Annotated in this window: 23 protein-coding genes and 1 riboswitch; of the genes, 17 read left to right on the forward strand and 6 right to left on the reverse strand. The window is 72.7% G+C overall.

Annotated features, from left to right (window positions below):
* The first annotated feature begins 77 nt into the window (after positions 1-77).
* Both BMY61_RS32705 and msrA read left to right on the forward strand, forming a co-directional pair.
* Positions 78-1,106, forward strand: a complete 1,029-nt coding sequence (locus tag BMY61_RS32705; RefSeq protein ID WP_143094656.1) for a TIGR03617 family F420-dependent LLM class oxidoreductase — start codon at positions 78-80, stop codon at positions 1,104-1,106.
* Positions 1,107-1,184: 78 nt separating this feature from the next.
* Positions 1,185-1,694, forward strand: coding sequence for a peptide-methionine (S)-S-oxide reductase MsrA (gene msrA / locus BMY61_RS32710; RefSeq protein ID WP_075004167.1), 510 nt, complete (start codon positions 1,185-1,187; stop codon positions 1,692-1,694).
* Positions 1,695-1,702: 8 nt separating this feature from the next.
* Here msrA and BMY61_RS32715 read toward each other — a convergent pair whose 3' ends face one another.
* Positions 1,703-1,963 (reverse strand): hypothetical protein, encoded by a 261-nt coding sequence (locus tag BMY61_RS32715; protein ID WP_042450879.1) that lies wholly within the window; start codon positions 1,961-1,963, stop codon positions 1,703-1,705.
* A gap of 145 nt (positions 1,964-2,108) precedes the next feature.
* On the opposite strand from BMY61_RS32715, the gene BMY61_RS32720 reads away from it, so the two are divergent.
* Entirely contained in the window at positions 2,109-2,951 is an 843-nt protein-coding gene (locus tag BMY61_RS32720) for an Rv1733c family protein (protein ID WP_052438909.1), read from the forward strand.
* A gap of 607 nt (positions 2,952-3,558) precedes the next feature.
* Here the strand turns inward: BMY61_RS32720 and BMY61_RS32725 are convergent.
* Both BMY61_RS32725 and BMY61_RS32730 read right to left on the reverse strand, forming a co-directional pair.
* Positions 3,559-4,110, reverse strand: a complete 552-nt coding sequence (locus BMY61_RS32725) for a universal stress protein (protein WP_082015197.1) — start codon at positions 4,108-4,110, stop codon at positions 3,559-3,561.
* A 125-nt stretch (positions 4,111-4,235) separates the two neighbouring features.
* A complete protein-coding gene (locus BMY61_RS32730) occupies positions 4,236-5,330 on the reverse strand; it encodes a phosphatidylinositol-specific phospholipase C domain-containing protein (RefSeq protein ID WP_042450878.1) in 1,095 nt (364 codons plus the stop codon).
* A gap of 134 nt (positions 5,331-5,464) precedes the next feature.
* Here BMY61_RS32730 and BMY61_RS32735 point away from each other — a divergent pair, with 134 nt between their 5' ends.
* The 13 genes from BMY61_RS32735 to BMY61_RS32795 all read left to right on the forward strand — a co-directional run bounded on the left by BMY61_RS32735 (position 5,465) and on the right by BMY61_RS32795 (position 17,482).
* Positions 5,465-6,832, forward strand: coding sequence for a sensor histidine kinase (locus BMY61_RS32735; RefSeq protein WP_063773293.1), 1,368 nt, complete (start codon positions 5,465-5,467; stop codon positions 6,830-6,832).
* Complete coding sequence (locus BMY61_RS32740; RefSeq protein ID WP_042450876.1) at positions 6,829-7,530, forward strand: response regulator; 702 nt, start codon at positions 6,829-6,831, stop codon at positions 7,528-7,530. The genes BMY61_RS32735 and BMY61_RS32740 overlap by 4 nt, the downstream gene beginning before the upstream one ends.
* 82 nt (positions 7,531-7,612) lie before the next feature.
* A riboswitch (FMN riboswitch) is annotated at positions 7,613-7,743 on the forward strand.
* A 195-nt stretch (positions 7,744-7,938) separates the two neighbouring features.
* Complete coding sequence (locus BMY61_RS32745) at positions 7,939-8,607, forward strand: riboflavin synthase (RefSeq protein ID WP_042450874.1); 669 nt, start codon at positions 7,939-7,941, stop codon at positions 8,605-8,607.
* A gap of 6 nt (positions 8,608-8,613) precedes the next feature.
* Positions 8,614-9,273 carry a nicotinamide mononucleotide transporter family protein gene (locus tag BMY61_RS32750; protein WP_042450872.1) on the forward strand — a complete coding sequence of 220 codons (660 nt, stop codon included), beginning with the start codon at positions 8,614-8,616 and terminating at the stop codon, positions 9,271-9,273.
* Positions 9,270-10,571 (forward strand): bifunctional 3,4-dihydroxy-2-butanone-4-phosphate synthase/GTP cyclohydrolase II, encoded by a 1,302-nt coding sequence (locus BMY61_RS32755; protein ID WP_042450870.1) that lies wholly within the window; start codon positions 9,270-9,272, stop codon positions 10,569-10,571. Before BMY61_RS32750 ends, BMY61_RS32755 begins: the two co-directional genes overlap by 4 nt.
* 54 nt (positions 10,572-10,625) lie before the next feature.
* Positions 10,626-11,102, forward strand: a complete 477-nt coding sequence (gene ribH, locus BMY61_RS32760) for a 6,7-dimethyl-8-ribityllumazine synthase (RefSeq protein ID WP_042450868.1) — start codon at positions 10,626-10,628, stop codon at positions 11,100-11,102.
* Between the two features lie 82 nt (positions 11,103-11,184).
* On the forward strand, positions 11,185-11,454 hold the full coding sequence (locus BMY61_RS32765; RefSeq protein ID WP_042450866.1) for a phosphoribosyl-ATP diphosphatase: 270 nt from the start codon (positions 11,185-11,187) through the stop codon (positions 11,452-11,454).
* An 86-nt stretch (positions 11,455-11,540) separates the two neighbouring features.
* A complete protein-coding gene (gene hisG / locus BMY61_RS32770) occupies positions 11,541-12,386 on the forward strand; it encodes an ATP phosphoribosyltransferase (protein WP_042450865.1) in 846 nt (281 codons plus the stop codon).
* An 8-nt stretch (positions 12,387-12,394) separates the two neighbouring features.
* Complete coding sequence (locus BMY61_RS32775; protein WP_042450863.1) at positions 12,395-12,859, forward strand: PH domain-containing protein; 465 nt, start codon at positions 12,395-12,397, stop codon at positions 12,857-12,859.
* Between the two features lie 81 nt (positions 12,860-12,940).
* Positions 12,941-14,293 (forward strand): hemolysin family protein, encoded by a 1,353-nt coding sequence (locus BMY61_RS32780; RefSeq protein WP_042450980.1) that lies wholly within the window; start codon positions 12,941-12,943, stop codon positions 14,291-14,293.
* Positions 14,290-15,330 (forward strand): hemolysin family protein, encoded by a 1,041-nt coding sequence (locus BMY61_RS32785; RefSeq protein ID WP_042450861.1) that lies wholly within the window; start codon positions 14,290-14,292, stop codon positions 15,328-15,330. The genes BMY61_RS32780 and BMY61_RS32785 overlap by 4 nt, the downstream gene beginning before the upstream one ends.
* Before the next feature lie 59 nt (positions 15,331-15,389).
* Positions 15,390-16,319: an ABC transporter ATP-binding protein gene (locus BMY61_RS32790; protein WP_042450859.1), complete on the forward strand. Its 930-nt coding sequence runs from the start codon at positions 15,390-15,392 to the stop codon at positions 16,317-16,319.
* Positions 16,316-17,482 (forward strand): ABC transporter permease, encoded by a 1,167-nt coding sequence (locus BMY61_RS32795; protein ID WP_052438907.1) that lies wholly within the window; start codon positions 16,316-16,318, stop codon positions 17,480-17,482. Before BMY61_RS32790 ends, BMY61_RS32795 begins: the two co-directional genes overlap by 4 nt.
* 52 nt (positions 17,483-17,534) lie before the next feature.
* Here BMY61_RS32795 and BMY61_RS46655 read toward each other — a convergent pair whose 3' ends face one another.
* From BMY61_RS46655 to BMY61_RS32805, 3 genes are all read right to left on the reverse strand, one after another.
* Entirely contained in the window at positions 17,535-17,702 is a 168-nt protein-coding gene (locus BMY61_RS46655) for a hypothetical protein (protein ID WP_161791281.1), read from the reverse strand.
* 88 nt (positions 17,703-17,790) lie between these two features.
* A complete protein-coding gene (locus BMY61_RS32800) occupies positions 17,791-19,692 on the reverse strand; it encodes an AAA family ATPase (protein ID WP_082015186.1) in 1,902 nt (633 codons plus the stop codon).
* Between the two features lie 550 nt (positions 19,693-20,242).
* A complete protein-coding gene (locus BMY61_RS32805; RefSeq protein ID WP_042450855.1) occupies positions 20,243-20,830 on the reverse strand; it encodes a uridine kinase family protein in 588 nt (195 codons plus the stop codon).
* A 204-nt stretch (positions 20,831-21,034) separates the two neighbouring features.
* Between BMY61_RS32805 and BMY61_RS32810 the strand changes: the two genes are divergently transcribed.
* Positions 21,035-22,195, forward strand: coding sequence for an acyl-CoA dehydrogenase family protein (locus BMY61_RS32810; RefSeq protein WP_042450853.1), 1,161 nt, complete (start codon positions 21,035-21,037; stop codon positions 22,193-22,195).
* The last annotated feature ends 59 nt before the right edge of the window (positions 22,196-22,254 follow it).

Below are 22,254 nucleotides of genomic sequence, written 5' to 3' on the forward strand. Positions count from 1 at the left end.
TCCCGCCTTCCCGCCCCGCCGGGGTGGGCGAACCGGGGTGGCGCGGCTGGCAGGATGGGCGCGTGAGCGCCGGAAGCATGACACCCGTGACACCCCTGCAGATCGATGACGCGGCCGACGTCTCGGCCTCGCCGTTCCAGGTGGAGGCCGCCGCGGTCGCCGCCGAGGCGGCGGGCTACGACGGCTTCAGCGCCTCGGAGACCCGGCACGACGTCTTCGCCTCGCTGATGCTCGCGGCCAGGGCGACGGAACGGATCACCCTGCGCACGGCCATCGCCGTCGCCTTCGCCCGCAACCCGATGACCGTGGCCACCCTCGCCAACGACCTGCAGCTGGTCTCCGGCGGCCGGTTCGAGCTCGGCCTCGGCTCCCAGGTGCAGGCGCACATCGAGCGGCGCTTCGCGATGCCGTGGAGTCGGCCCGCCGCGCGGATGGAGGAGTTCGTCCGGGCGGTCCGGGCGATCTGGGCGGCCTGGGCGGGGGAGGGCCGGCTCTTCTTCAAGGGCGACTTCTACCGGCACACGCTCATGACGGAGTTCTTCGACCCCGGCCCCAACCCGCACGGCACCCCGCCGATCCTGCTCGCCGCCGTCGGCGAGCGGATGACGCAGGTGGCCGGCCGGGTCGCCGACGGTCTGCTCTGCCACGCCTTCACCACCCCCGCCTACCTGCGCGAGCGCACCCTCCCCGCGCTGCTGGACGCCCGCGGCGGCTCCCTCGACGGTTTCACCGTCTGTCTGCCGGCCATGGCCGTCCTGGGCGCGGACCCCGTGGCGCGCGCGGCGGCGGAGCAGGCCGTGCGCGGGCAGATCGCCTTCTACGCGTCCACCCCCGCCTACCGTCCCGTCCTGGAGCTGCACGGCTGGGGCGACCTTGGCGAGCGCCTGCACCTGATGTCGCGGCGCGGCGCCTGGCAGGAGATGGCGGCGGAGATCCCCGACGAGGTCCTCGACGCGTTCGCGGTCGCGGGCGGCCCGGCAGAGGTCGCCGACGCGTTGGCGTCACGCTTCGGCGGCGCGGTGAGCAGCGTCTCGCTCTACACCCCGTACGCCGTGGACCCCGCGCTGACCCTCGAGGTCGCCGGGCGGCTGCGCGGTCAGGGCTGACGTCCGGACGGGAATGGCTCCGCGGCGCCGGTCGTTGGAGTTGTCGGTATGAACAGCAGCGAGAACGAGGAGGGCCCCGTGGCCACGCAGACGCAGAAGGCCGTGCTGGCGGGCGGTTGCTTCTGGGGGATGCAGCAGCTGATCCGGCGCCGGCCGGGCGTGCTGGACACCCGCGTCGGGTACTCCGGCGGCGACGTCCCCAACGCGACCTACCGCAACCACGGGACGCACGCGGAGTCGATCGAGATCGTCTTCGACCCGTCGGTGACGGACTACCGCGCGATCCTGGAGTTCTTCTTCCAGATCCACGACCCGAGCACGCGTGACCGACAGGGCAACGACATCGGCAGCAGCTACCGCTCGGCGATCTTCTACCTCGACGACGAGCAGAAGCGCGTTGCCGAGGACACCATCGCGGACGTGGACGCCTCCGGACTGTGGCCCGGCAAGGTCGTCACGGAGGTCGCCCCGGCGGGCCCCTTCTGGGAGGCCGAGCCGGAGCACCAGGACTACCTGGAGCGCTACCCCAACGGCTACACCTGCCACTTCCCCCGTCCGGGGTGGACGCTGCCGCGTCGCAACGGCTGAGCTGACCCCTACGGGGTGAACCGCTCGGTGATCCAGTCCGCGCCTCGCTGGGCGGCGAGCGCGCGGCGGGTGCGGCGGGTGCGGGGGAGCGGGCGGCCGGTGCGGTCGCCCGCGGCCTCGGCGGCCAGGCGCGTGCCCGCGGCGGCGAGTTCGAGCAGGAGTCGACGCCTGCGGGCCGGTTCGCGCGCGCGGAGCCACGCGGTGTAGACGCCCTCGATCTCGCCGATCACCGCGGCCAGCCGCAGCTGTGCCTGTCGCCCCTGCTTCACTCCGCCCCGTTCCGTTGCCGTCAGATCGTGCTCGTACCATGCCACTTGCTCATGTGCGCAAGTATAGGAAGCAGCGCGGTGCGACACGCCTCACACGGAGGGGAAGCGTCGGACAGGCTTCGGGGCGAGGAGTTACCCTGCCGTTATGTTGGGGGTCTTCGCGGCGGTCGCCGCGTTGTGCGGTGCGCTCGCGCCGTGGTCGGGGCTGCCGCTGGTCGTGGCGGTCTGCTGGGGGTGCTACGACGGGTTCGTCGTCCGTCACGACGGTGCCCCCGGTTGGCAGGCCGGGCCCGACCTGCGCACGCTCGCACTCTTCGGCGCGATCGCGCTGCTGGCACGGCTGTTGGCCGGTCCGGTGGAGCGCGCGGCGGGCCGCCGTGCGGCCGTGGCCCGGGCCGCCGTCGAGGCCAACCCGCTCTTCCGTGCCGACGACCGGCGCCGCGCGCGGCTGCGGCGCAGCCGGGTGCGGCTGATGGCGGTGTCCGTGGGCCTCGGGCTCGCGGTCGCCCTGGCCGTGCAGGCGCGGGACGCGGCGGAGGCGGCCGTCGCCCGGCGCCAGGGCCACCCCGTCACCGCCACGACGCTTGCCGACGCCGTCCCTCCGCCCGCGACCAGGCTCGCGGCGCGCGGTGGCGGCGCCACGGTGCAGAGCGTCCCGGCGGCGTGGGAGTACCCCGCGGGCGTCCGCCACACGGGGCGGGTCGTCGTCTTCCGGCGACAGGCCGCGGGGACGCGGGTGACGGTCTGGGTGGACGACGCCGGCCGGCCGGCGGTCGTGCCGGCCTCCGCCCCGGACCGGGTCGCCTCGGCCGTCCTCGTCGGCGTCTCCGCCTCGGCGGTCCTCGCGCTCCTCTGCGCCCTCGCCTCCTGGGCGGCCGGCCACCGCCTCGACCGGCGCGCCTCGCGCGCCTGGGCCGAGGACTGGGCCCGCGTCGAGCCGTACTGGTCCGGCCGCCGCCGCAACGAGGACGCCCCCGGCGGCCGCTGACCCGCCTGCGGCGGACTGCCTCTGCCGCTGACCCGCCTGCGGCGGCCTGCCTCTGCCGCTGACCCGCTTGCGGCGGCCTGCCTCTGCCGCTGACCCGCTTGCGGCGGCCTGCCTCTGCCGCTGACCCGCTTGCGGCGGCCTGCCTCTGCCGCTGACCCGCTTGCGGCGGCCTGCCTCTGCCGCTGACCCGCTTGCGGCGGCCTGCCTCTGCCTCTGAGCCGCCTGTGGCCTGCCTCTGCGGCTGAGCCGCCTGTGGCCTGCGGGCCCGGCTCTGCCGCTGACCCGCCTGCGGCCTGCGGGCCGGGCTCTGCCGCTGACCCGCCTGCGGCGGCCTGCCTCTGCCGCTGACCCGCCTGCGCCTCTGCCGCTGACCCGCCTGCGGCGGCCCGGCTCTGCCGCTGACCCGCCTGTGGCTTGCGGCCCGGCTCTGCCATTGAGCCGCGTGTGGCCTGTGGCCTGTGGCCCGGCTCCGTCGCTGGCCCATGCCAGGCCCGAAGCGGGCCTTCCGCGGCCGGTGCATCTCAGGCCCCTGTTCCGCCGCCGCCTCTGGTGCCCGGCGCCGGGGTGTGGGTGCAGGGCGCCGTCGCCGGGCTTCCGGGGCGGAGGGTCAAGTCAGCGGCTGGGTCTCGTCCGTGTGGGTCGGGTCCGGCGGGGCCGGGGTCGTGGGTGGCGTCGGGACGTGGTGGCGCAGGCGTCGCGGGAGGCTGCGCAGCAGGTTCGGCGGGGGCACGGTGAGGACGCGGCAGGCCGCGTGGGAGACGCAGTAGCGGGCGGTTGCGCCATGGAACAGGCGGGCCGGCAACTCGCGTGGCCCTGAGCCGACGACCAGCAGGTCGTCCTCCTGGTCGGCGGCGTCCACCAGCGCGGCACCCGCCGGGCCGCGGATCAGCAGCAGTTCGACCGCCAGGTCATCCGGCACGCCACCGAGCGCCTCGTCGAAGGCGTTGCGCAGCCGCCACGCCGCCGCCTGCTCCCACTGCGCGAGCAGCGGCGGACACGGCGCGTGCCGGTAGGCGGCCTCCCCGCCGAGCGGGACCCAGGCCAGCACGGCGAGCAGCGGAACCCGCCCGCGCCGCGCCTCGTCCAGACCGACGCGCAGCGCCTGCAGACTGCTGGGGGTTCCGCTGACCCCGACGACGACACGCCGCACTTCCGGCATGACGGACACCTGCTCCTCGAGTGGACACCGACCTGGACCGAGGGAGCATTCCACCGCATCAGCAGGGCTCCGTGGGAGGGGTTTTGACGATCTCCAAACCCAAGGACCGTGTGATCTGCCGCACGTCAGCCCGTGACGCCGTCCCGGTCGAGGATCGCGTCGATCAGGGCGTGGCCGGGGTAGTCCATCAACACCACGCCCGTGCGCGTCAGTTGCGTCCCGCCGGCGGTGAGGTCGTTCAGGGCGAGCTGGTTGACGCCGGTGGTGAACCAGGTGCCGCCGGCGACGGCGGCCGGTCCCGCGCCGAAGGGGGAGCAGTTGGCGGACAGGTAGGTGGTGAACAGCGCGCCGGTGGTGTCCGCCGAGGCCGCGGCGAGGTTGGTGCGGGCCTCGGACCACTTGGTGCCGGTGTCGCACTGGGTCCAGTCGTTCTCGACGTAGGAGCCCCAGTTGCCGGTGGTGAGCTGGGTGAGCCCGTAGCCGGGGTAGATCTCGCCGACCGGGCCGGAGAACGTCGTCAGCACGATGTGTCCGCGGACCTGCCCGAGCTGCGGCATGGCGGCCGTCGAGCTGCCGGTGACGGTCGGCGCGTAGAACAGGCCGGGGTAGCGGGCCAGGTAGCCCTGGAGGATCCGGATCCGGTCGGCGGTGGTGGTCGAGGCCGGGTCGTCGGCGCAGTGGCCGACGGAGGCGGTGCCGCTGCCGCCCTCGGCGGTGTCGGCATCGCACTCGCCGTGCAGGTTCATCAGGATCGTCTCGCCGGGGTGGGCGGCGAGGAAGGCCTGCGCGTGGGTGAGCACGTCGTCGAAGTTGGCGTTCTGGTAGACGTCGGTGTGGTGGATCGCGAAGGCGGTGCCGTTGTTCACCACCCGCACCCGGATGTCGATCGCGCGGATGCCCGCGGCCAGCTGCGCGTCGAGGGTGGCGGCGCCGTCGCCGTGGTCCTCCTGGGCCTCGTAGGCCCACGGGGCGAGCCCGCCGTGGATGGCGAGGGTGTCGTGGGTGCCGGGGATCGACAGGGCGCCGAGGCCCAGGCCGTCGGGCAGCGAGGCCATCCAGTCCGGGTGGGAGGTGCCGGTGAGGCTGTCGAACGCGGGCGAGGAGCTGCTCGGCTGGGCCGAGGCGGTCCCGGCTCCGGCGGCCAGTGCCACGCCCGTCACCAGGGCCACCGCGGCTGCGGCTGCCAGTCCTCGTCGAGTCGTGCCGATCCGGTGTCGCATCGTGTGCCGTCCCCTCAGCTCGTTCCGCTCGTTGCGCAAGGCTTCGGTTACCGGATGGTAGGGACCCAGGGTGGAGTTGAGAAGGCCACGACAAGAATGCGGCCCCGACGGACCGAACCTCTACCGTTGGGGTCATGGACCTGCTGCGCCGACTCCGGCTCTTCGTGCGCGCGCACCCGTACTGGGCCGACGCGCTGCTCGCGGCCCTGCTGTACCTGGTCACCGTGCTGTGGCCGACCGGAGGTCGCCCCAGCACGCAGTGGTCCAACTTCGATCCCGACGAGGTGCTGCTCGTCGCCGGGTTGTTGGTCTACGCGCCACTCGCGCTGCGCCGGCGCTACCCGATCCTGGTGCTGGTCTGCACGGTCGCCGCGACGGTCGGCTACATGTTCGTCGGGCCGGTGCGCGGGCCGATCCTGGCGGGCTCCGGGCTGGCCATCTACACCGTCTCCTCGGTCGTCGAGCGGCGGCTCGCCCTCGCGATCGGCGGCGTCGCCGTGCTGTCCGTCGGCATCGCGAGCATGGCCCTCTCGCCGGAGAAGTGGGACAAGAGCGTCAACGGCATCGCCTTCGCCTGGACCGCGATGACCGTCGCCGTGGGCGAGTCGGTGCGCAGTCGCCGTGCCTTCGTCGCCGCGATAGAGGAGCGCGCGCGGCGCGCCGAACACACCCGCGAGGAGGAGGCACGCCGCCGCGTCGCGGAGGAACGGCTACGGATCGCCCGCGAGCTGCACGACATCGTGGGCCACCACATCGCGCTGATCAACATCCAGGCCGGGGTGGCCTCGACGGTGCTGGAGACCCAGCCGGACACCGCGCGCCAGGCCCTCGCCCAGGTCCGCGAGGCGGGCCGGGCGGCCCTCAGCGAGCTCGGCGCGACGGTCGCGGTGCTGCGGCAGACCGGCGAGCCGGAGGGCGCGGCCAGCCCGCGCGAGCCCGCGCCGGGCCTGGCCCAGCTGCCGCAGCTGTTGGCCTCCTTCGAGCGGGCCGGGCTGACGGTCGAGTGCCGCACCGAGGGTGAACCGGTCACGGTCCCGGCCGCGATCGACCTGACCGCGTACCGGGTCCTCCAGGAGTCGCTGACCAACGTCGGCAAGCACGCGGCCGCGTCCTCCGCCACGGTCCTGCTCGCCTACCGGCCCGGCCGGCTCCACATCGAGGTCGACGACGAGGGCCAGGCCGCGGCGCCGTCCTCCCGCAAGGGCGCGGAGAGCGCCGGCGGCTACGGGCTCATCGGCATGCGCGAACGCGCCGCCTCCGTGGGCGGCTCCTTCTCCGCCGGCCCCAGGCCCGGCGGCGGCTTCCAGGTCACCGTGGACCTGCCGACGGGCGCGGCGACCCGCGCCGCACCCCGGCCCGCCACGGTCACCCCGGGCCGCGGCACCGAACAGCCGCAGGACCAGACCCAGCGCCGGGGTGCGGCCGTGCCCCGGATGTCCCTGCCGAACCTCCTTGCCACCCGACGCCAAACCTCAGACGACCCCACGACAGGAGACGCATGACCATCCGGGTGCTGCTCGCCGACGACCAGGTGCTGGTGAGGGCCGGGCTCAAGGTGCTCGTCGACTCCGCGTCCGATCTCGCCGTCGTCGGTGAGGCCGCGAACGGGTGGGAGGCGGTGCGGTTGGCCAAGGAGGCGCGGGCCGACGTCGTGCTGATGGACATCCGGATGCCCGAGCTGGACGGCCTGGAGGCCACCGCGCGGATCATGGCCGACGAGGACCTGGCCGGTGTGCGCGTGCTGGTGCTGACCACGTTCGAGACCGACGACTACGTCTTCCAGGCCCTGCGGGCGGGCGCCTCCGGGTTCCTCGGCAAGGGCGCCGAGCCCGACGCGCTGCTGGACGCGATCCGGGTCGTCGCCCGCGGTGAGGCGCTGCTGACGCCCGCCGCGACGAAGGAGCTGATCGCGCGCTACCTGTCCCAACCCGAACGGGGGACTGCGGCCGCCGCGCCGCCGAGCCTCGCGGTGCTGACCGACCGGGAGCGCGAGATCGTCGCGATGGTGGCCACGGGCGCGTCCAACGACGTCATCGGCGAACAGCTCGCGGTCAGCCCGCTGACGGTGAAGACGCACGTCAGCCGCGCCCTGATCAAGCTCGGCGCGCGGGACCGGGCGCAGTTGGTGGTGCTGGCCTACGAGAGCGGGCTCGTGCGCCCGAACAACGCGGGCGCCGCGCATTCCGGTGACGGCGGGTGATTCACCCCACACAGCTCGCACCCCGTCAGGTCTTGCGAAGCCTGCGGAGGTGCGTGGCACACTGACACCAGCAGTACGACGTTTGCGCACTCCGGGGTCGGTGAAAGTCCGAACCGGCGGTTACAGTCCGCGACCCGACCGCTTCCAGCGGCCGGTTGACCAGGTGAAATTCCTGGACCGACGGTTAAAGTCCGGATGGGAGGCAGTGCGCGGCGGACGTCGGGCTGCGGCGTCGTCGCCTCGCGCGCACCCTTCCCGGGGTGTGTTCCCGAGCGGCCCTGTCGTCCCGACGGGGCCTTCGGGCCCCGCGTGCAGCGTCGTCGCCGTACCCCGTGGCAGTCGTCCGTTGTCAGCTCCCGACCCAGCCCCGGAGACCGCGCAGTAGGCGCAAGGTCACGGGAGAGCTGAATGTTCACGGGAATCATCGAAGAGCTGGGCGAGGTCCTCGCGATCGAGGATCTGGGCGACTCCGCCCGTGTCCGCCTGCGCGGTCCGGTCACCACCGCCGACGCCCGCGAGGGCCAGTCGATCGCCGTGAACGGCGTCTGCCTCACCGTCCTCGACACCGACGACGAACTGGCCGCCCACCCGGGCGAGTTCAGCGCCGACGTGATGCGCGAGACGCTGGAGCGGTCCAGCCTCGGCGCGATCGAGGTCGGTTCGCGGGTGAACCTGGAGCGCGCCATGGCGCTCGGCGCCCGCCTCGGCGGCCACCTGGTCCAGGGCCACGTCGACGGCACCGGCGCCCTGCTCTCCCGCACGCCCGGCGAGGCCGGCACGGACGGGAATCCCCAGTGGGAGGTCCTGCGTTTCAGCCTGCCGGCGCACCTGTCGCGGTACCTCGTCGAGAAGGGCTCGATCACCGTCGACGGCGTCAGCCTGACCGTGGTGGAGGCGGCCGTGGACTCGTTCACCGTGAGCCTGATCCCGGCGACCCTCGCGCACACCACCCTCGGCCTCAAGGGGCTCGGCGAGCCGGTGAACCTCGAGGTCGACGTGCTGGCGAAGTACGTCGAGCGGCTGCTCGGCGACCGTGCGCTCCCCGCGTTCGACAGCGCGCAGCAGACGGGAGCCTGACGGGCCATGAGCAGTGTCGTCAACGACCTCAACAGCACCGCGTTCACCCTGTTCGGACAGCAGATCAAGTGGTCCGACATGGTGGGCAACCTGCTCGGCCTCGGCGCCCTCGCGCTCGGCTGGCGCCGGTCGATGCTGACCTGGCCCGTCCAGCTCCTCTCCGGCGTGGTGCTCTTCGCCGCCTTCGCCGCCGGGCACCTGAGCGGCAGCGCCGGCAAGCAGCTGATCGTCATAGCCGTGTCGGTCTGGGGTTGGTTCCAGTGGCAGCGCGGCCGGAACAGGACCGGGGGTGACGTCGCCGTCCGCTTCGCCACCTGGACCGAGCGCGGCGTCCTCGTCCTGGCCACGGCCGTCCTGACGGTGGGCCTCGCGGAGCTCTTCAAGGCCTACCCGTGGATGTCCTGGAGCCCCTGGGCCGACGCCTACATCTTCACCGGCACGCTGGCCGCGATGTACGCGCAGGCCCGCGGCTGGGTCGAGTTCTGGTTCGCCTGGCTGGCCGTCGACCTGGTCGGCGTGCCGCTCAACTTCACCAACGGCTACGCCTTCTCCGGCTACGTCTACAGCATCTACTTCGTCCTGGTCATTCTCGGACTGCGCTCCTGGTGGCTGCGCAGCCGCACCGCCACCCAGCAGTCCGTGCTCACGGAAGGGGCCGTCGCATGAACGCCATCGAGGAACTCGCCGTGCAGCACGGTGAGGTGTACGAGGACCTGACCCTGGACAGCATCGAGTTCGCGATCTCCGAGATCGCGGCCGGCCGCCCGATCGTCGTCGTCGACGACGAGAACCGCGAGAACGAGGGCGACCTCGTCTTCGCCGCCGAGCTGGCCACGCCCGAGCTGGTGGCCTTCGCGATGCGCGAGTGCCGCGGCCTGATCTGCGTGCCGATGATCGGCGAGGAGCTGGACCGGCTGGAGCTGGGCCAGATGGTCGCGCAGAACACCGAGTCGATGCGGACCGCGTTCACCGTCTCGGTGGACGCCAAGGAGGGCGTCACCACCGGCATCTCCGCCGCCGACCGGGCGCTGACCATCCGGCTGCTGGCCGACCCGGCCAGCGTCAGCGGCGACTTCGTCCGCCCCGGCCACGTCTTCCCGCTGCGTGCCCGTCCCGGCGGCGTGCTGGAGCGCGAGGGCCACACCGAGGCCGGTCCGGACCTGTGCCGCCTGGCCGGTCTGCGGCCCGCCGCCGCGATCTGCGAGATCGCCAACGACGACGGCACCATGGCGCGCCTGCCCGAGCTGGTCGTCTTCGCCCGCCGCCACGGTCTGGCGCTGGTCTCCATCGAGGACCTGATCGCCTACCGCCGGCGCGTCGAGGCCAAGGTCACCCGCGCCGCGACGACCTCGCTGCCCACCGAGCACGGCTCCTTCACCGCGCTCGGCTACCGCAGCGAGCCGGACGGCGTGGAGCACATCGCGCTGGTCGCGGGAGGGCTGGACGCCGACGGCCGCCTGCCGGACGGCGAGGAGGTCCTGGTCCGGATCCACTCCGAGTGCCTGACCGGCGACGTCTTCGGTTCGCTGCGTTGCGACTGCGGTCCGCAGCTGGCCGCCTCGCTGGACCGGATCGCGAGCGAGGGCCGCGGCATCGTGCTCTACCTGCGTGGTCACGAGGGGCGCGGCATCGGCCTGGTGCGCAAGCTGCGCGCCTACGAGCTGCAGGAGGGTGGGCGGGACACCGTCGACGCCAACCTGGAGCTGGGTCTGCCCGCCGACGCCCGCGACTACCGCGCCGCCGCGCTGATCCTGCAGGACCTGGGTGTCCGCTCGGTGCGGCTGCTCAGCAACAACCCCGACAAGCACGTGGCGCTGACCGACCACGGGCTGCAGGTGCACGGCCGCGAGTCGGTCCGGGCCGGCGTCGGCGAGCACAACCTGCGGTACCTGCTGACCAAGCGTGACCGGATGGGCCACGACCTGCCCTGGCTCGACGAGCTCAGCCCGGTGCACAGCGCCTGACTCTCCACCAACCAGCCTCCACCCACCAGAGAACCACCGAAGGGAAGTACGCAAGTGAGCGGCGAGGGAGCTCCCAAGCTCGACGTGCAGGGCGCCAAGGGCCTGAAGGTCGCGGTCGTCGCGGCGCAGTGGCACACCGTGGTGATGGACGGCCTGATCGCGGGTGCCGAGCGCGCACTGGACGAGTTCGGCGTCACCGACTACCAGGTGCTGCGCGTCCCCGGCAGCTTCGAGCTGCCGGTCGCCGCGAAGGCGCTGGCCGCACGCGGCTACGACGCGATCGTCGCCCTCGGCGTCGTCATCCGTGGCGGCACGCCCCACTTCGACTTTGTGTGCGAGGCGGCGACGATGGGTCTCACCCAGGTGAGTGTCGACTCCGGCATCCCGGTCGGGTTCGGCCTGCTGACGTGCGACAACGAGCAGCAGGCGCTGGACCGCGCGGGCCTTGCCGACTCCAAGGAGGACAAGGGCCACGAGGCCACCACGGCCGCGCTCAGCACCGCCGTGCTGATCCGGGGCCTGGGCGCCTGAGAGCGGATTCGTGTCCACGCCACCGTCCGTACGGTGGGACGACACGACCTGTTCCCGGGGAACCACGTAGGGTAGGCCCATCATGGCGCAGAAGACATTCGAAGAGCTCTTCAACGAGCTGCAGCGGAAGGCCGCCGCGGGCGAGCCCGGTTCTCGTACCGCCGAGCTGGTCGGGCTCGGCGTGCACGCCATCGGCAAGAAGGTCGTCGAGGAGGCGGCCGAGGTGTGGATGGCCGCCGAGCACGAGTCCGACGAGCGGACCGCCGAGGAGATCTCCCAGCTGCTGTACCACCTCCAGGTGATGATGGTCGCGCGCGGCCTCACCCTGGAGGACGTCTACGCCCATCTGTAGACCCCGCGTGTAGTGACGCAGCGGGGCACCGAGCCGTTTCGGTGCCCCGCTTTCGTATGTCCGTTCCACTTCAGAGAGGCCAGACCATGCTCCGCATCGCCGTCCCGAACAAGGGCTCACTCGCCGAACCGGCGGCGGGCATGCTCCATGAGGCCGGCTACCGCCAGCGCAAGGACAGCAAGGAGCTGGTCCTGGTCGACCCGGAGAACCGGGTGGAGTTCTTCTACCTGCGTCCCCGCGACATCGCGATCTACGTCGGCTCCGGCCGTCTCGACATCGGCTTCACCGGTCGTGACCTGCTGCTGGACTCCGGTGCGGAGGCCGAGGAGGTGCTCTCGCTCGGCCTGGCCGGCTCGACCTTCCGCTTCGCCGGCCCGCCCGGGGTCGCGACCAGCGTCAAGGACCTGGAGGGCCGCCGGATCGCCACCTCCTACACCGGTCTGGTCGAGAAGCACCTGGCCGAGGCGGGTGTGACGGCCACCGTCACCAAGCTCGACGGCGCCGTCGAGACGGCCGTGCAGCTCGGCGTCGCCGACGTCATCGCCGACGTCGTGGAGACCGGCACCAGCCTGCGCAACGCCGGGATGGAGGTCTTCGGCGAGCCGATCATGCGCTCCGAGGCCGTGGTCATCCGCCCCCTCGGTGCCACCGAGGACCCGGCGGTCGACCAGTTCATGCGCCGCCTGCAGGGTGTCCTGGTGGCCCGCCGGTACGTGATGATGGATTACGACATCCGTGCCGAGCGCGTCGCGGAGGCGGTCGCGCTCACCCCCGGTCTGGAGTCGCCCACCGTCTCCCCGCTGCACAGCGAGGGCTGGGTGGCGGTCCGGGCCATGGTGCTGCGCAAGGAGGCCCAGCGGATCATGGACGACCTCTGGAGCATCGGCGCCCGCGCGATCCTGGTCACCGACATCCACGCCTGCCGCCTGTAGGCGCCGGCATGACCGCGAGCCCGAGCGTCACCACCGCCCCCCCGCTGCCGCACACCTGGCAGCCGGTGCTGACCCGTGTGGTGCTGCTCGGGCTCGCGGCCGTCTCGGTGGCCTTCTTCGCGCTGATCGCCGTGGTCGGCGCGCCGGACTGGCAGCGGCACGACCGGATCGGCATAGGCGGCAGCGGTGTCGTCTTCGCCCTGGTCCTGGTGGTGCTGGCCCGCCCGAAGGCGCGGGCGGACCGCGCCGGTCTGACGGTCGTCAACTTCCTGCGGACACGGCGGCTGGAGTGGCCGCAGATCCTTGCCGTCAACCTGCACCAGGGGGACCCCTGGGTCACCCTCGACCTGGCGGACGGCGGCACGCTGGCCGTGGTGGCGATACAGCCTGGCGCGGGTCGACGCCAGGCCTGGCGGATGACGCAGGAGTTGCGTGCCTGCGTCGACGCCTACGGCACGGCGGAGCGCCCCTGAGGTCCGCGGGTTTCCTGTGCTATAAGGTGGAGTCTTTACCAAGCCTTTGGAGAATTCCCACCTTCCATGGACCCTCACAGTATTTCCGTGGCCTGGCTGCTGCTCGGCGTCGCCGTGCTGCTGATCCTGGCCAACGGGCTCTTCGTGGCCGCCGAGTTCGCCCTGATCACCGTCGACCGCGGGGAGGTGGAGCGGGCGGCCGCGGCGGGTGACCGGCGGGCGGCCCGCGTCGGCGGCGCCCTGCGCACGCTCTCCTTCGAGCTGTCCGGCGCGCAGCTCGGTATCACCGTCACCTCCCTCCTGGTCGGCATGCTGGCCAACCCCGCGCTCGGGCTGCTGCTCACCTCACCGCTGGAGTCGGTCGGCGTGCCGGCCGGCGCCGTCAGCACCGTCGCCGCCGTGGTCGGGATGCTGCTGGCGACGGTCGTCCAGATGGTCGTCGGCGAGCTGGTGCCCAAGGGCTGGGCGATCTCGCGACCGCTGCAGGTCGCGCGCGCCGTCGTCGCGCCGCAGGTGCTGTTCTCCAAGGCCTGCCGGCCGCTGATCCTCGTCCTCAACGGGGTCGCCAACCGCATGGTCCGCTCCTTCGGCATGGAGCCCGCCGAGGAGCTGGCCTCCGCCCGCAGCGCCGAGGAGCTCGTCGCGCTCGCCCGCCACTCCGCCCACGAGGGCGCGCTGGAGCGCGACACCGCCGACCTGTTCGTCCGCACCCTCGGCCTCGCCGAGCTGACCGCCGAGTCCGTGATGACGCCCCGCATCGACGTCGCCGCCCTGGAGGACCACGCGACCGCCGCCGACGTGCTCAACCTGACCCGCGCCACCGGCCTGTCCCGCTTCCCCGTCTACCGGCAGACCATCGACGAGGTGGTCGGCGTGGTCACCCTCAAGGACGCGCTCGCGGTCAAGGCCGACCGGCGCCCGCACGTGCGGGTCGGCGCGCTGGCCTCGCCGCCGCTCCTGGTGCCGGAGACGCTGCCCGCCGAGCGGCTGCTCGACATGCTCCGGCGTCGGCAGCAACTCGCCGTCGTCGTCGACGAGTACGGCGGCACCGCCGGCGTCGTCACGCTGGAGGACATCGTCGAGGAGATGGTCGGCGAGGTCCAGGACGAGCACGACCCGCAGGACCTGCCCGAGCTGCGCCCCGCCGACCCCGGTACGGGCCACGAGGCCTGGGTCGCCGAGGGCCGCTGCCGCGTCGACGTGCTGGAGGCCGTCGGTCTGCACGCCCCCGAGGGCCCCTACGAGACCGTCGCCGGCCTGCTCGCCGACCTGCTCGGCCGGATCCCCGCCCCCGGCGACAGCGCCGAGCTGCCCGGCTGGCGGCTCACCGCGCTGGAGGTCCACCGCCACCGCACCGAACTGGTGCGGCTGGAACGCCTGGAGGCGCCGGAGCGTCTCCGAGGGCGGGGCCACGAGGAGGGCGGTGACCGATGAGCGCGCTCGCTCTCTTCTTCGCCGTGCTGCTCCTGCTGGGCAACGCCTTCTTCGTCGGCGCGGAGTTCGCGCTGGTCTCGGTCCGCCGCAGCCAGGTCGAGCCCCTCGCCGAGGCCGGCGACAAGCGCGCGGCCACGGTCGTGCGCGCGCTCGAGGACGTCTCCGCGATGCTGGCGGCCACCCAGCTCGGCATCACCGTCTGCTCGCTGCTGCTCGGCGCCGTCGCCGAACCCGCCCTGGCCAAGCTGCTGGAGGCGCCCTTCCACGCGCTCGGCCTGCCGCAGGGGCTGCTGCACCCGGTCGGCTACGCGCTCGCCCTGGTCGTCGTCGTCGCCCTGCACATGGTGATCGGCGAGATGGTGCCGAAGAACATCGCCCTGGCCACGCCCGAGCGGGCGGTGCTCTGGCTCGGCCCGCCGCTGGCGACGCTGGCCCGCTGGCTGCGGCCGTTCATCGCCTTCCTCAACGCCTGCGCCAACCTGCTGCTGCGGCTGCTGCGGGTCGAGCCCAAGGACGAGATCGCCGCCGCCTACACCAGCGAGGAGCTGACGCACCTGCTGCACGCCTCGCACGCGGCCGGGCTGCTCGGCCGCACCGCGCAGGAGCGGCTCGAGGACGCGTTGGAACTCGGCCTGCACCCGGTGCGCGAGGTCGTCATGCCGGCGGCCAGGCTCGTCACCGTCGACAGTGCCGTCACCGCCGAGCGGATCGAGGAGCTGGCCGTGCGCACCGGCTACTCGCGCTTCCCCGTCGTCGGCGACCACGGCGCCTTCCTGGGCTACCTGCACGTCAAGGACGTGCTGGAGCTGGACGACCCGGCCGCGCCGGTGCCGCAGCGGCTGTGGCGGCCCATCATCACCCTCTCCGGCGACCTGCCGCTCGACGACGCGCTCGGCGCGATGCGGCGCTCGGCCGCGCACGTGGCCGGTGTGGTCGACGCCGACGGACTGACGCTCGGCCTGGTCGCGCTGGAGGACGTGTTGGAGGAGCTGGTCGGGGAGGTCCACGATCCGGACCACCGCGCCCACCATGGCTAAGCTGACCGTCGATCAAACAGATCAGAGCAGTATCAGAACATTCGGGGGAGTGTGAGCAGGTGAGCGATCGACGTCTCGAGGTCGACGCCCTCTCCAAGCGCTACGGCGACACCGTCGCGCTGGACGGGATGACCTTCGACGTACGGGCCGGGGAGATCTTCGGCTTCGTCGGCAGCAACGGCGCGGGCAAGACCACGACGATGCGGATCATCCTCGGTGTGCTCGCGGCCGACGGGGGCGAGGTGCGCTGGACCGGCGTGCCGGTCTCCCAGGAGACCCGCAGCCGGATCGGCTACATGCCGGAGGAGCGCGGCCTCTACCCGCGCATGAAGGTCGGCGAGCAGCTGACCTACCTGGCCCGCCTGCACGGCCTCGGCGCCGAGCGGGCCGCCGCGGCCGTGCGGGAGTGGACCGAGCGGCTGGGCGTGCAGGCCCGCATCGGCGACGAGGTGCAGAAGCTCAGCCTCGGCAACCAGCAGCGCGTGCAGCTGGCCGCGGCGCTGGTGCACGACCCGGAGATCCTCGTCCTCGACGAGCCCTTCTCCGGCCTGGACCCGGTGGCCGTCGACGTGATGAGCCAGGTGCTGCGGGAGAAGGCCGCCGAGGGCATCCCGGTCATCTTCTCCAGCCACCAGCTGGACCTGGTCGAGCGCCTGTGCGACCGCGTCGGCATCGTCCGCGCGGGCACGATGGTCGCCTGCGACACCGTCGACGAGCTGCGCGCCTCCGGCGGCGAGGAACTCCTCGTCCACGCGCCCGACGCGGGGGAGGGGTGGGCCGTCGGCCTGCCCGGCGTCACCGTGCGGGGCGTCGAGAACGGCCGTACGGTGCTCGCGCTCGACGAGGGCGCCGACGACCAGGCCGTCCTGGCGGCGGCGCTGGCCACCGGCCCGGTCCGTGAGTTCGCCCGTCGGCGCTCCACGCTGACCGAGCTGTTCCGGCACGTGGTGAGCGCGGACGCGACGACTTCGGGGGAGAACGAGAAGTGAGCACCACCAACCACCAGAGCACCCATCTGAGCAACGTCGAGGCGGTCAAGCTGGTCGCCTCCCGCGAGCTGTCGGTGCGGCTGCGCTCCAAGGCGTTCCTGATCATCCTCGGCCTCACGGCCGTGATCTTCGCCGCCCTGCCGATCGTCCTCAAGCTCGCCTCCCCGGGGACGCCCACGCAGCACGTGGCCGTGGTCCAGGCCGACGCCGCCTACGGGCAGACGCTCGAGGACGTCGCCGGCAAACTGCACCAGAAGGTCTCCATCACGGTCGTCCCGGACGCTGCGGCCGGCACCGCCGCCGTCCGCGACGGCAAGGCCGACGCCTTCGTCACCGCTCACGGCGCGGACGGCACGCAGGTGACGGTGAAGAAGTCCCTCCCGGACAGCCTCAACACCCTCTTCGCCGTCGTCGGCGACGCGACGGCGGCGCCCTCCCAGCACGTCCAGGCCACCCCGCTGGAGAAGTCCGATCCGCAGCAGGGCCAGAAGATCGCCATCGCGATCGCGGCCGGTCTGCTGATGTACATGATCCTGATGACGGTCGGCCAGATGGTGGCCCAGGGCGTCGTCGAGGAGAAGAGCAGCCGGGTGGTCGAGCTCCTGTTGGCCACCATCAAGCCGTGGCAGCTGCTCGCGGGCAAGGTGATCGGGGTCGGGGTCGTCGGCGTGATCCAGCTGATCGTGCCGGCCGTGATCGGCCTGGGCATCAGCATGGCCGACGGCCAGCTCAGCGTCTCGTTGAGCGCGTCGGTCGGCAGCTTCGCCTGGACGCTGGTCTGGTTCCTGGCGGGCTTCTGGCTCTACGCCATGATCTTCGCCTCGGCCGGGGCGATGGTCTCCCGTCAGGAGGACCTCGGCGGCGTGATGGCCCCGATCATCATGCCGCTGGTCGCGGGCTGGGTGGTCGCCATCTCCGTCCTGCCCTCCGACCCGCACAGCTCCCTGGCGGAGGTCCTCTCCTTCGTCCCGCTGACGGCTCCGGAGATCATGCCCATGCGCTGGGCGCTGGGCGTCGCCCCGCTCTGGCAGGTCCTGGCCTCCCTGGCCGTCACCCTCGCCTTCGGCGTCGTGATGCTCCGCTTCGCGGGCCGCATCTACCGCAACTCCGTCCTGCGCAGCGGCGCCCGCGTCCCGCTGCGGGAGGCACTCAAGGCCGCCTAGCGGCCCGAGGGTGGAGGCTCGGCCCGTACGGCGGAGCCTCCACCCCGTTCGGTCAGTACCGCTGGAAGTCCCAGCTCGACGAGTCGGCGACGGACTGCTTGCCGCCCGTCATCTCCGGGTCGGGCTGGAAGGCGTGCACGAACCCGATCACGCCGGCGACGACGGACCCGGCCAGTGCGAGCGCGGCGACGGAGCGGCGCATCCTGGCGAAGTACTTCATGATCCCCCTCTCGTGTGCGAGGGCACCAGTGTCGCTGCCGCGTCGCAGCGGACGAAACCGCTCCGTTGCGCGCGCCGGAGCGGTCGGCTCATCGGCCGTCGATCAGTTCGCCGTAGGCCTGGAGGATGTCGGGAAGGCGCAGTGCGGCGAGGTCCTGTCTGGTGGGGACGTCGGAGAGGACCGAGAGACGCAGGTCGCGGTAGGCGCAGGACTTCTCGTAGAGGGTGCGCATGAAGCGCCCGTTGCCGAGATCGTCGATCCAGCCCTCGCGGACGACGTGGGCGCAGATGCTGCGCAGCTCCTCCAGGGCCTCGTCGTCCCAGAAGTCGCCGTCGTGCCCGGCCAGGGCCTGGCCGATCGCGGACAGTTCGATCGGGCGGTAGCTGGGGAAGTCGACGCGGGTGGTGAAGCGGGAGCTGAGGCCCGGGTTGGCGGCCAGGAGACGGTTCATGCCCTCGGGGTAGCCGGCCAGGATCACCACCAGGCGGTCGCGGTTGTCCTCCGCGCGCTTGAGCAGGACCTGCAGGGCCTCGTCGCCGTAGGCGTCGCCCTTGGAGTAGCCGGAGTTGGCGAGGCTGTAGGCCTCGTCTATGAACAGCACGCCGTCCAGCGCCGAGTCGATCAGCTCGTTCGCCTTGACGGCCGTCTGGCCGAGGAACTCGCCCACCAGGTCCGCCCGTTGGGCCTCGACCAGGTGGTCGCCGCTGAGCAGGCCGAGGGCGTAGAAGACCCGGCCGAGGATCCGGGCCACCGTGGTCTTGCCGGTGCCGGAGGGGCCGGAGAAGACGAAGTGCCGCTTGGGCGGCTGCACCGGCAGGCCCTGGTCGGCGCGCAGGCGCGACATCCGCAGCTGCGCGGAGAGGGCGAGGACCTGTCGCTTGACGGGCTCCAGTCCGACCATCCGGTCCAGCTCCGCCAGCGCCGCGTCCAGCCGCTGCTGGTCCGGGGCCTGGTCGCCGGAGCGTCCGGCGGAGACGGGGACGAGGGCGCGATCGCGCGCTGCGGGGATCGCGGCAGCCTCGGACGCGTCGTCCAGTGTCGTGGTGCCGGTCGCGCCGTCCGGCTCGCCCTCCTCCTCGTCGTCGGCCAGGGGGAAGCCGGGCAGCGGGTCGTAGAAGACCGGTTCGAAGCCGACGTCGAGGGGGGAGTCCAGCGGGGAGTCCAGGGCGTCGGACAGCTCCGTCGGGTCGAAGCCGCCGGGCTCCGCGAGGGGGATGCCGCCCGCGCGGCCCGGGCGCAGCAGGCCGGGCTCCTGCGGGGACTCCAGCAGGGCCGGGTCGACTCCGTCCTCCGCGGTGATCGCGGCGAGGCGGGCCGAGGTGTCCATGAAGCCCGGGTCGACGCGGTGCACCGCGCGGTAGAGGGAGAGCGCGGCCGCGCTGCGGCCGACACCCTCGTACGCGCGGGCCAGCCAGTAGCGCAGCTCCTTGCGCTGGGGCTGTTCGGAGCGGCAGCGGGCGAGGGAGGTGGCCAACGGCAGCTCGGCCTGCCCGCACATGTCGAGGCGTACCCGGGCCATGCCGCTGAACAGGCCCGCCTCGATGCCCAGCAGGGCGTCGTCGAGCAGGCCGTCGGTGTCGCGGATCAGCTGCTCCCAGTCCTTGGTCAGGTAGGAGCGGCAGGCGTGCAGGAAGCGCACCGCGTTGTCCTCGGCGGCGCCGGGGCACTGGGACAGCGCCTGGTCGAGCTCGGTCAGGTGGCGGCCGTCGAGCCAGTGCGAGGCATGGGCGAGGGTCAGGTCACGCTCGGTCTCCAGCAGCGGCTGCACCCACCAGCCCAGCCAGTACCAGGAACTGAGGGGGCGTCGGTGACTGCGCCGCTGCTCGCCGAAGCGGTCCCGGTGGCGGTACATGGCCAACAAGGCGGCCGAGGTGTCCGACCGCAGCGCGTGCAGGCCGAGCCAGGCGTCGGCCATGCCGGGATCGAGCCGGACGGCGGCGCGGAACTCCTCCTCCGCGCGGGTGTACGCGCCGGCGGTGTAGGCGTCCATCGCCCGTAGCCAGGCGCGATCGGCCAGGCTCCGGGAGCGCCTGTCGCCGTTGTCCTCTGTCCCCACCGCTTCGCCCCCTGCTGTGAAGCGTCCCCGCTGCCCGCTGGAGGGGCTGACCCGGGAGGCCTGCAGACGCCGCACCTTGACGGTCCGTGAGCGCGCCGGGCTTCGACGCCCCCACGCTCAGGGGAATCGTACCGGGGTCTTGCTGATCCGGAAGAGTGCCGCGCTTGCGTATCGGCTGGTCGGGACACGCACAAACGGCCCTCACAAGTGGAGGGCAGGCCTTCGTGTGTCACGCTCGGTCACTGGTGCCAGTGGTGCGGAGCGGACGGATGGGCCGGAAAAGGACGAGCTGCCGGCCACGGGGGAACGGCCGGCAGCTCGTGTCTTCGGGGCGCGATCACCGTGTGTCGCGCTGATTCAGAACGTAGTTGGTGCCAGGGGTGCAGGTCAAGGGCCCCTTCGGCGGTGCCTGGCCCCGGAATTCGGCGCCTGGGGCTGCTATTCGCTGGCTCGCGGACAGGCTACCGGGTACACGCTGTAGCGATTACGCGGCGTGAGTGATCGGCTGCCCGGTGGCCCCGCCACTGTCGGCCACCAGGAAATCGGCGAAGGGTCGGCTCGGGTCGACACGGAAGTGCTCGGTCTGCTCGGCGAACCAGCGCTGCCAGAACTCCGCCAGTGCCGGACCGTCGCGCCGCTCCCCGCGGTCACGGGCCGTCGCGGCGTCGAGATCCATCCACAGCAGCGCGGCCAGGTGGGGCCGTACCGCGCGCCGTCCCGCACCCACTCCCTCCAGGACCAGGAACGGCGGCGCGGGCGGCAGCTCGCGGACCGCGCCGAAGCGGGCCAGCTCCCAGTCGTAGACCCGGTGCCGCACCGGTCGGCCCGCTGCGAGCGGGTCGAGGATCTCCGCCTCCAGCCGGAGGGGCCAGCCGAAGAACTCCTCGTGCGTGGCGAGGTCGTCCAGATGCACGACGGGGGCGTGCTCCGGGCCGCCGAGCGCCGTGGCGAGGAGGCCGGCGAAGGTGGTCTTTCCGGAGCCGGCGTAGCCGTCGACGGCCAGCAGACGGGTCGGGCCGCAGGACGGCGTGAGCCCGGCGAGGCGCTCGACGAGGGAGGGGAGCGTGAGCATGGTGCCCCGAGCCTACGCAATGAGGGGCGGTGTCCGCCCTGGTGGAAGCACCGGCTCCGGCGTGGTGCGGGCTGCCCCGAATGGGGCATACTTCCAGCGCCACATGTTAGCGATCGTTCACCGAGACCCGGTGCCGTCGTACGTGTCGTCGCCCGGCCTCCCCACCTGGGGTGTCGGGCCCCGAGACCAGGAGGCAGAGCCGCCATGACCGCGCCCGCGACCAAGCCCGTCGAGCGTCAGCTCCCCACCGACGAGGCGCGTGAGCTCCTCGCCCTCACCAGGGACCTCGCCGACAACGAGGTGCGGCCGTCGGCGGCCGAGGACGAGGCGGCGGCCGAGTTCCCCCGCGAGGTCTTCCGCACGCTCGGGCGCAGCGGTCTGCTCGGTCTCCCTTACGACGAGCAGTTCGGCGGCGGCGGCCAGCCCTACGAGGTCTACCTCCAGGTGATCGAGGAGCTGGCGGCGGCCCGCCTCACCGTCGGCCTGGGCCTCAGCGTCCACACTCTCTCCTGCCACGCGCTCGCCACCTTCGGCTCCGACGCCCAGCGTGAGCAGTGGCTCCCCGACATGATCGGCGGCGAGCAGCTCGGCGCCTACTGCCTCTCCGAGCCCCAGTCCGGCTCGGACGCGGCCGCGCTGCGCACCCGCGCGGTGCGCGAGGGTGACACCTACGTCGTCAACGGCACCAAGGCGTGGATCACGCACGGCGGCGTCGCCGACTTCTACAGCTCGATGGTTCGCACCAGCGACGACGGCTCGCGCGGCATCAGCGTGCTGCTGGTGCCGGCCGGCACGCCCGGCCTGTCCGCGGCGGCGCCGGAGCGGAAGATGGGCATGAAGGGCTCGCCGACCGCCCAGGTCTTCTTCGAGGACGTCCACGTCCCGGCCGAGCGCCTGATAGGTGAGGAGGGGCAGGGCTTCGGCATCGCCATGGCGGCGCTGGACTCCGGCCGCCTCGGCATCGCCGCCTGCGCGGTGGGTGTCGCGCAGGCCGCACTCGACTACGCCGTCGGCTACGCCAAGGAGCGCGAGCAGTTCGGTCGCGCGATCGCCGACTTCCAGGGCCTGTCCTTCCTGCTCGCCGACATGGCGACGGCCGTCGAGGCGGGCCGCGCCCTCTACCTGGCGGCTGCACGACGCCGCGACGCCGGGCTCTCCTTCAGCAAGGAGGCGGCGATGGCGAAGCTGTTCTGCACGGATGCGGCGATGAAGGTCACCACGGACGCGGTCCAGGTGCTGGGCGGCTACGGCTACACCCAGGATCACCCGGTGGAGCGGTTCATGCGCGAGGCCAAGGTGCTGCAGATCGTCGAGGGCACCAACCAGATCCAGCGCCTGGTGATCGGCCGCACGCTGACCCGCTGACGCGCCGATCCGGCAGGAGGCCGCGGCCCGCGCGGAGAACCGGTGGCCGGTCGCGGAAA

Origin of the sequence: Streptacidiphilus jiangxiensis, from assembly GCF_900109465.1 — a bacterium.
GTDB lineage: Bacteria > Actinomycetota > Actinomycetes > Streptomycetales > Streptomycetaceae > Streptacidiphilus > Streptacidiphilus jiangxiensis.

Excerpts from the sequence above, each read along its gene's own strand:
- BMY61_RS32705 (WP_143094656.1), top strand. The coding sequence starts at position 78 with ATGACACCCGTGACACCCCTGCAGATCGATGACGCGGCCGACGTCTCG.
- BMY61_RS32720 (WP_052438909.1), top strand. The coding sequence starts at position 2,109 with ATGTTGGGGGTCTTCGCGGCGGTCGCCGCGTTGTGCGGTGCGCTCGCG.
- BMY61_RS32725 (WP_082015197.1), bottom strand. The coding sequence starts at position 4,110 with ATGCCGGAAGTGCGGCGTGTCGTCGTCGGGGTCAGCGGAACCCCCAGC.
- BMY61_RS32730 (WP_042450878.1), bottom strand. The coding sequence starts at position 5,330 with ATGCGACACCGGATCGGCACGACTCGACGAGGACTGGCAGCCGCAGCC.
- BMY61_RS32735 (WP_063773293.1), top strand. The coding sequence starts at position 5,465 with ATGGACCTGCTGCGCCGACTCCGGCTCTTCGTGCGCGCGCACCCGTAC.
- BMY61_RS32740 (WP_042450876.1), top strand. The coding sequence starts at position 6,829 with ATGACCATCCGGGTGCTGCTCGCCGACGACCAGGTGCTGGTGAGGGCC.
- BMY61_RS32745 (WP_042450874.1), top strand. The coding sequence starts at position 7,939 with ATGTTCACGGGAATCATCGAAGAGCTGGGCGAGGTCCTCGCGATCGAG.
- BMY61_RS32750 (WP_042450872.1), top strand. The coding sequence starts at position 8,614 with ATGAGCAGTGTCGTCAACGACCTCAACAGCACCGCGTTCACCCTGTTC.
- BMY61_RS32755 (WP_042450870.1), top strand. The coding sequence starts at position 9,270 with ATGAACGCCATCGAGGAACTCGCCGTGCAGCACGGTGAGGTGTACGAG.
- BMY61_RS32765 (WP_042450866.1), top strand. The coding sequence starts at position 11,185 with ATGGCGCAGAAGACATTCGAAGAGCTCTTCAACGAGCTGCAGCGGAAG.
- hisG (WP_042450865.1), top strand. The coding sequence starts at position 11,541 with ATGCTCCGCATCGCCGTCCCGAACAAGGGCTCACTCGCCGAACCGGCG.
- BMY61_RS32775 (WP_042450863.1), top strand. The coding sequence starts at position 12,395 with ATGACCGCGAGCCCGAGCGTCACCACCGCCCCCCCGCTGCCGCACACC.
- BMY61_RS32785 (WP_042450861.1), top strand. The coding sequence starts at position 14,290 with ATGAGCGCGCTCGCTCTCTTCTTCGCCGTGCTGCTCCTGCTGGGCAAC.
- BMY61_RS46655 (WP_161791281.1), bottom strand. The coding sequence starts at position 17,702 with ATGAAGTACTTCGCCAGGATGCGCCGCTCCGTCGCCGCGCTCGCACTG.
- BMY61_RS32800 (WP_082015186.1), bottom strand. The coding sequence starts at position 19,692 with ATGGACGCCTACACCGCCGGCGCGTACACCCGCGCGGAGGAGGAGTTC.
- BMY61_RS32805 (WP_042450855.1), bottom strand. The coding sequence starts at position 20,830 with ATGCTCACGCTCCCCTCCCTCGTCGAGCGCCTCGCCGGGCTCACGCCG.
- BMY61_RS32810 (WP_042450853.1), top strand. The coding sequence starts at position 21,035 with ATGACCGCGCCCGCGACCAAGCCCGTCGAGCGTCAGCTCCCCACCGAC.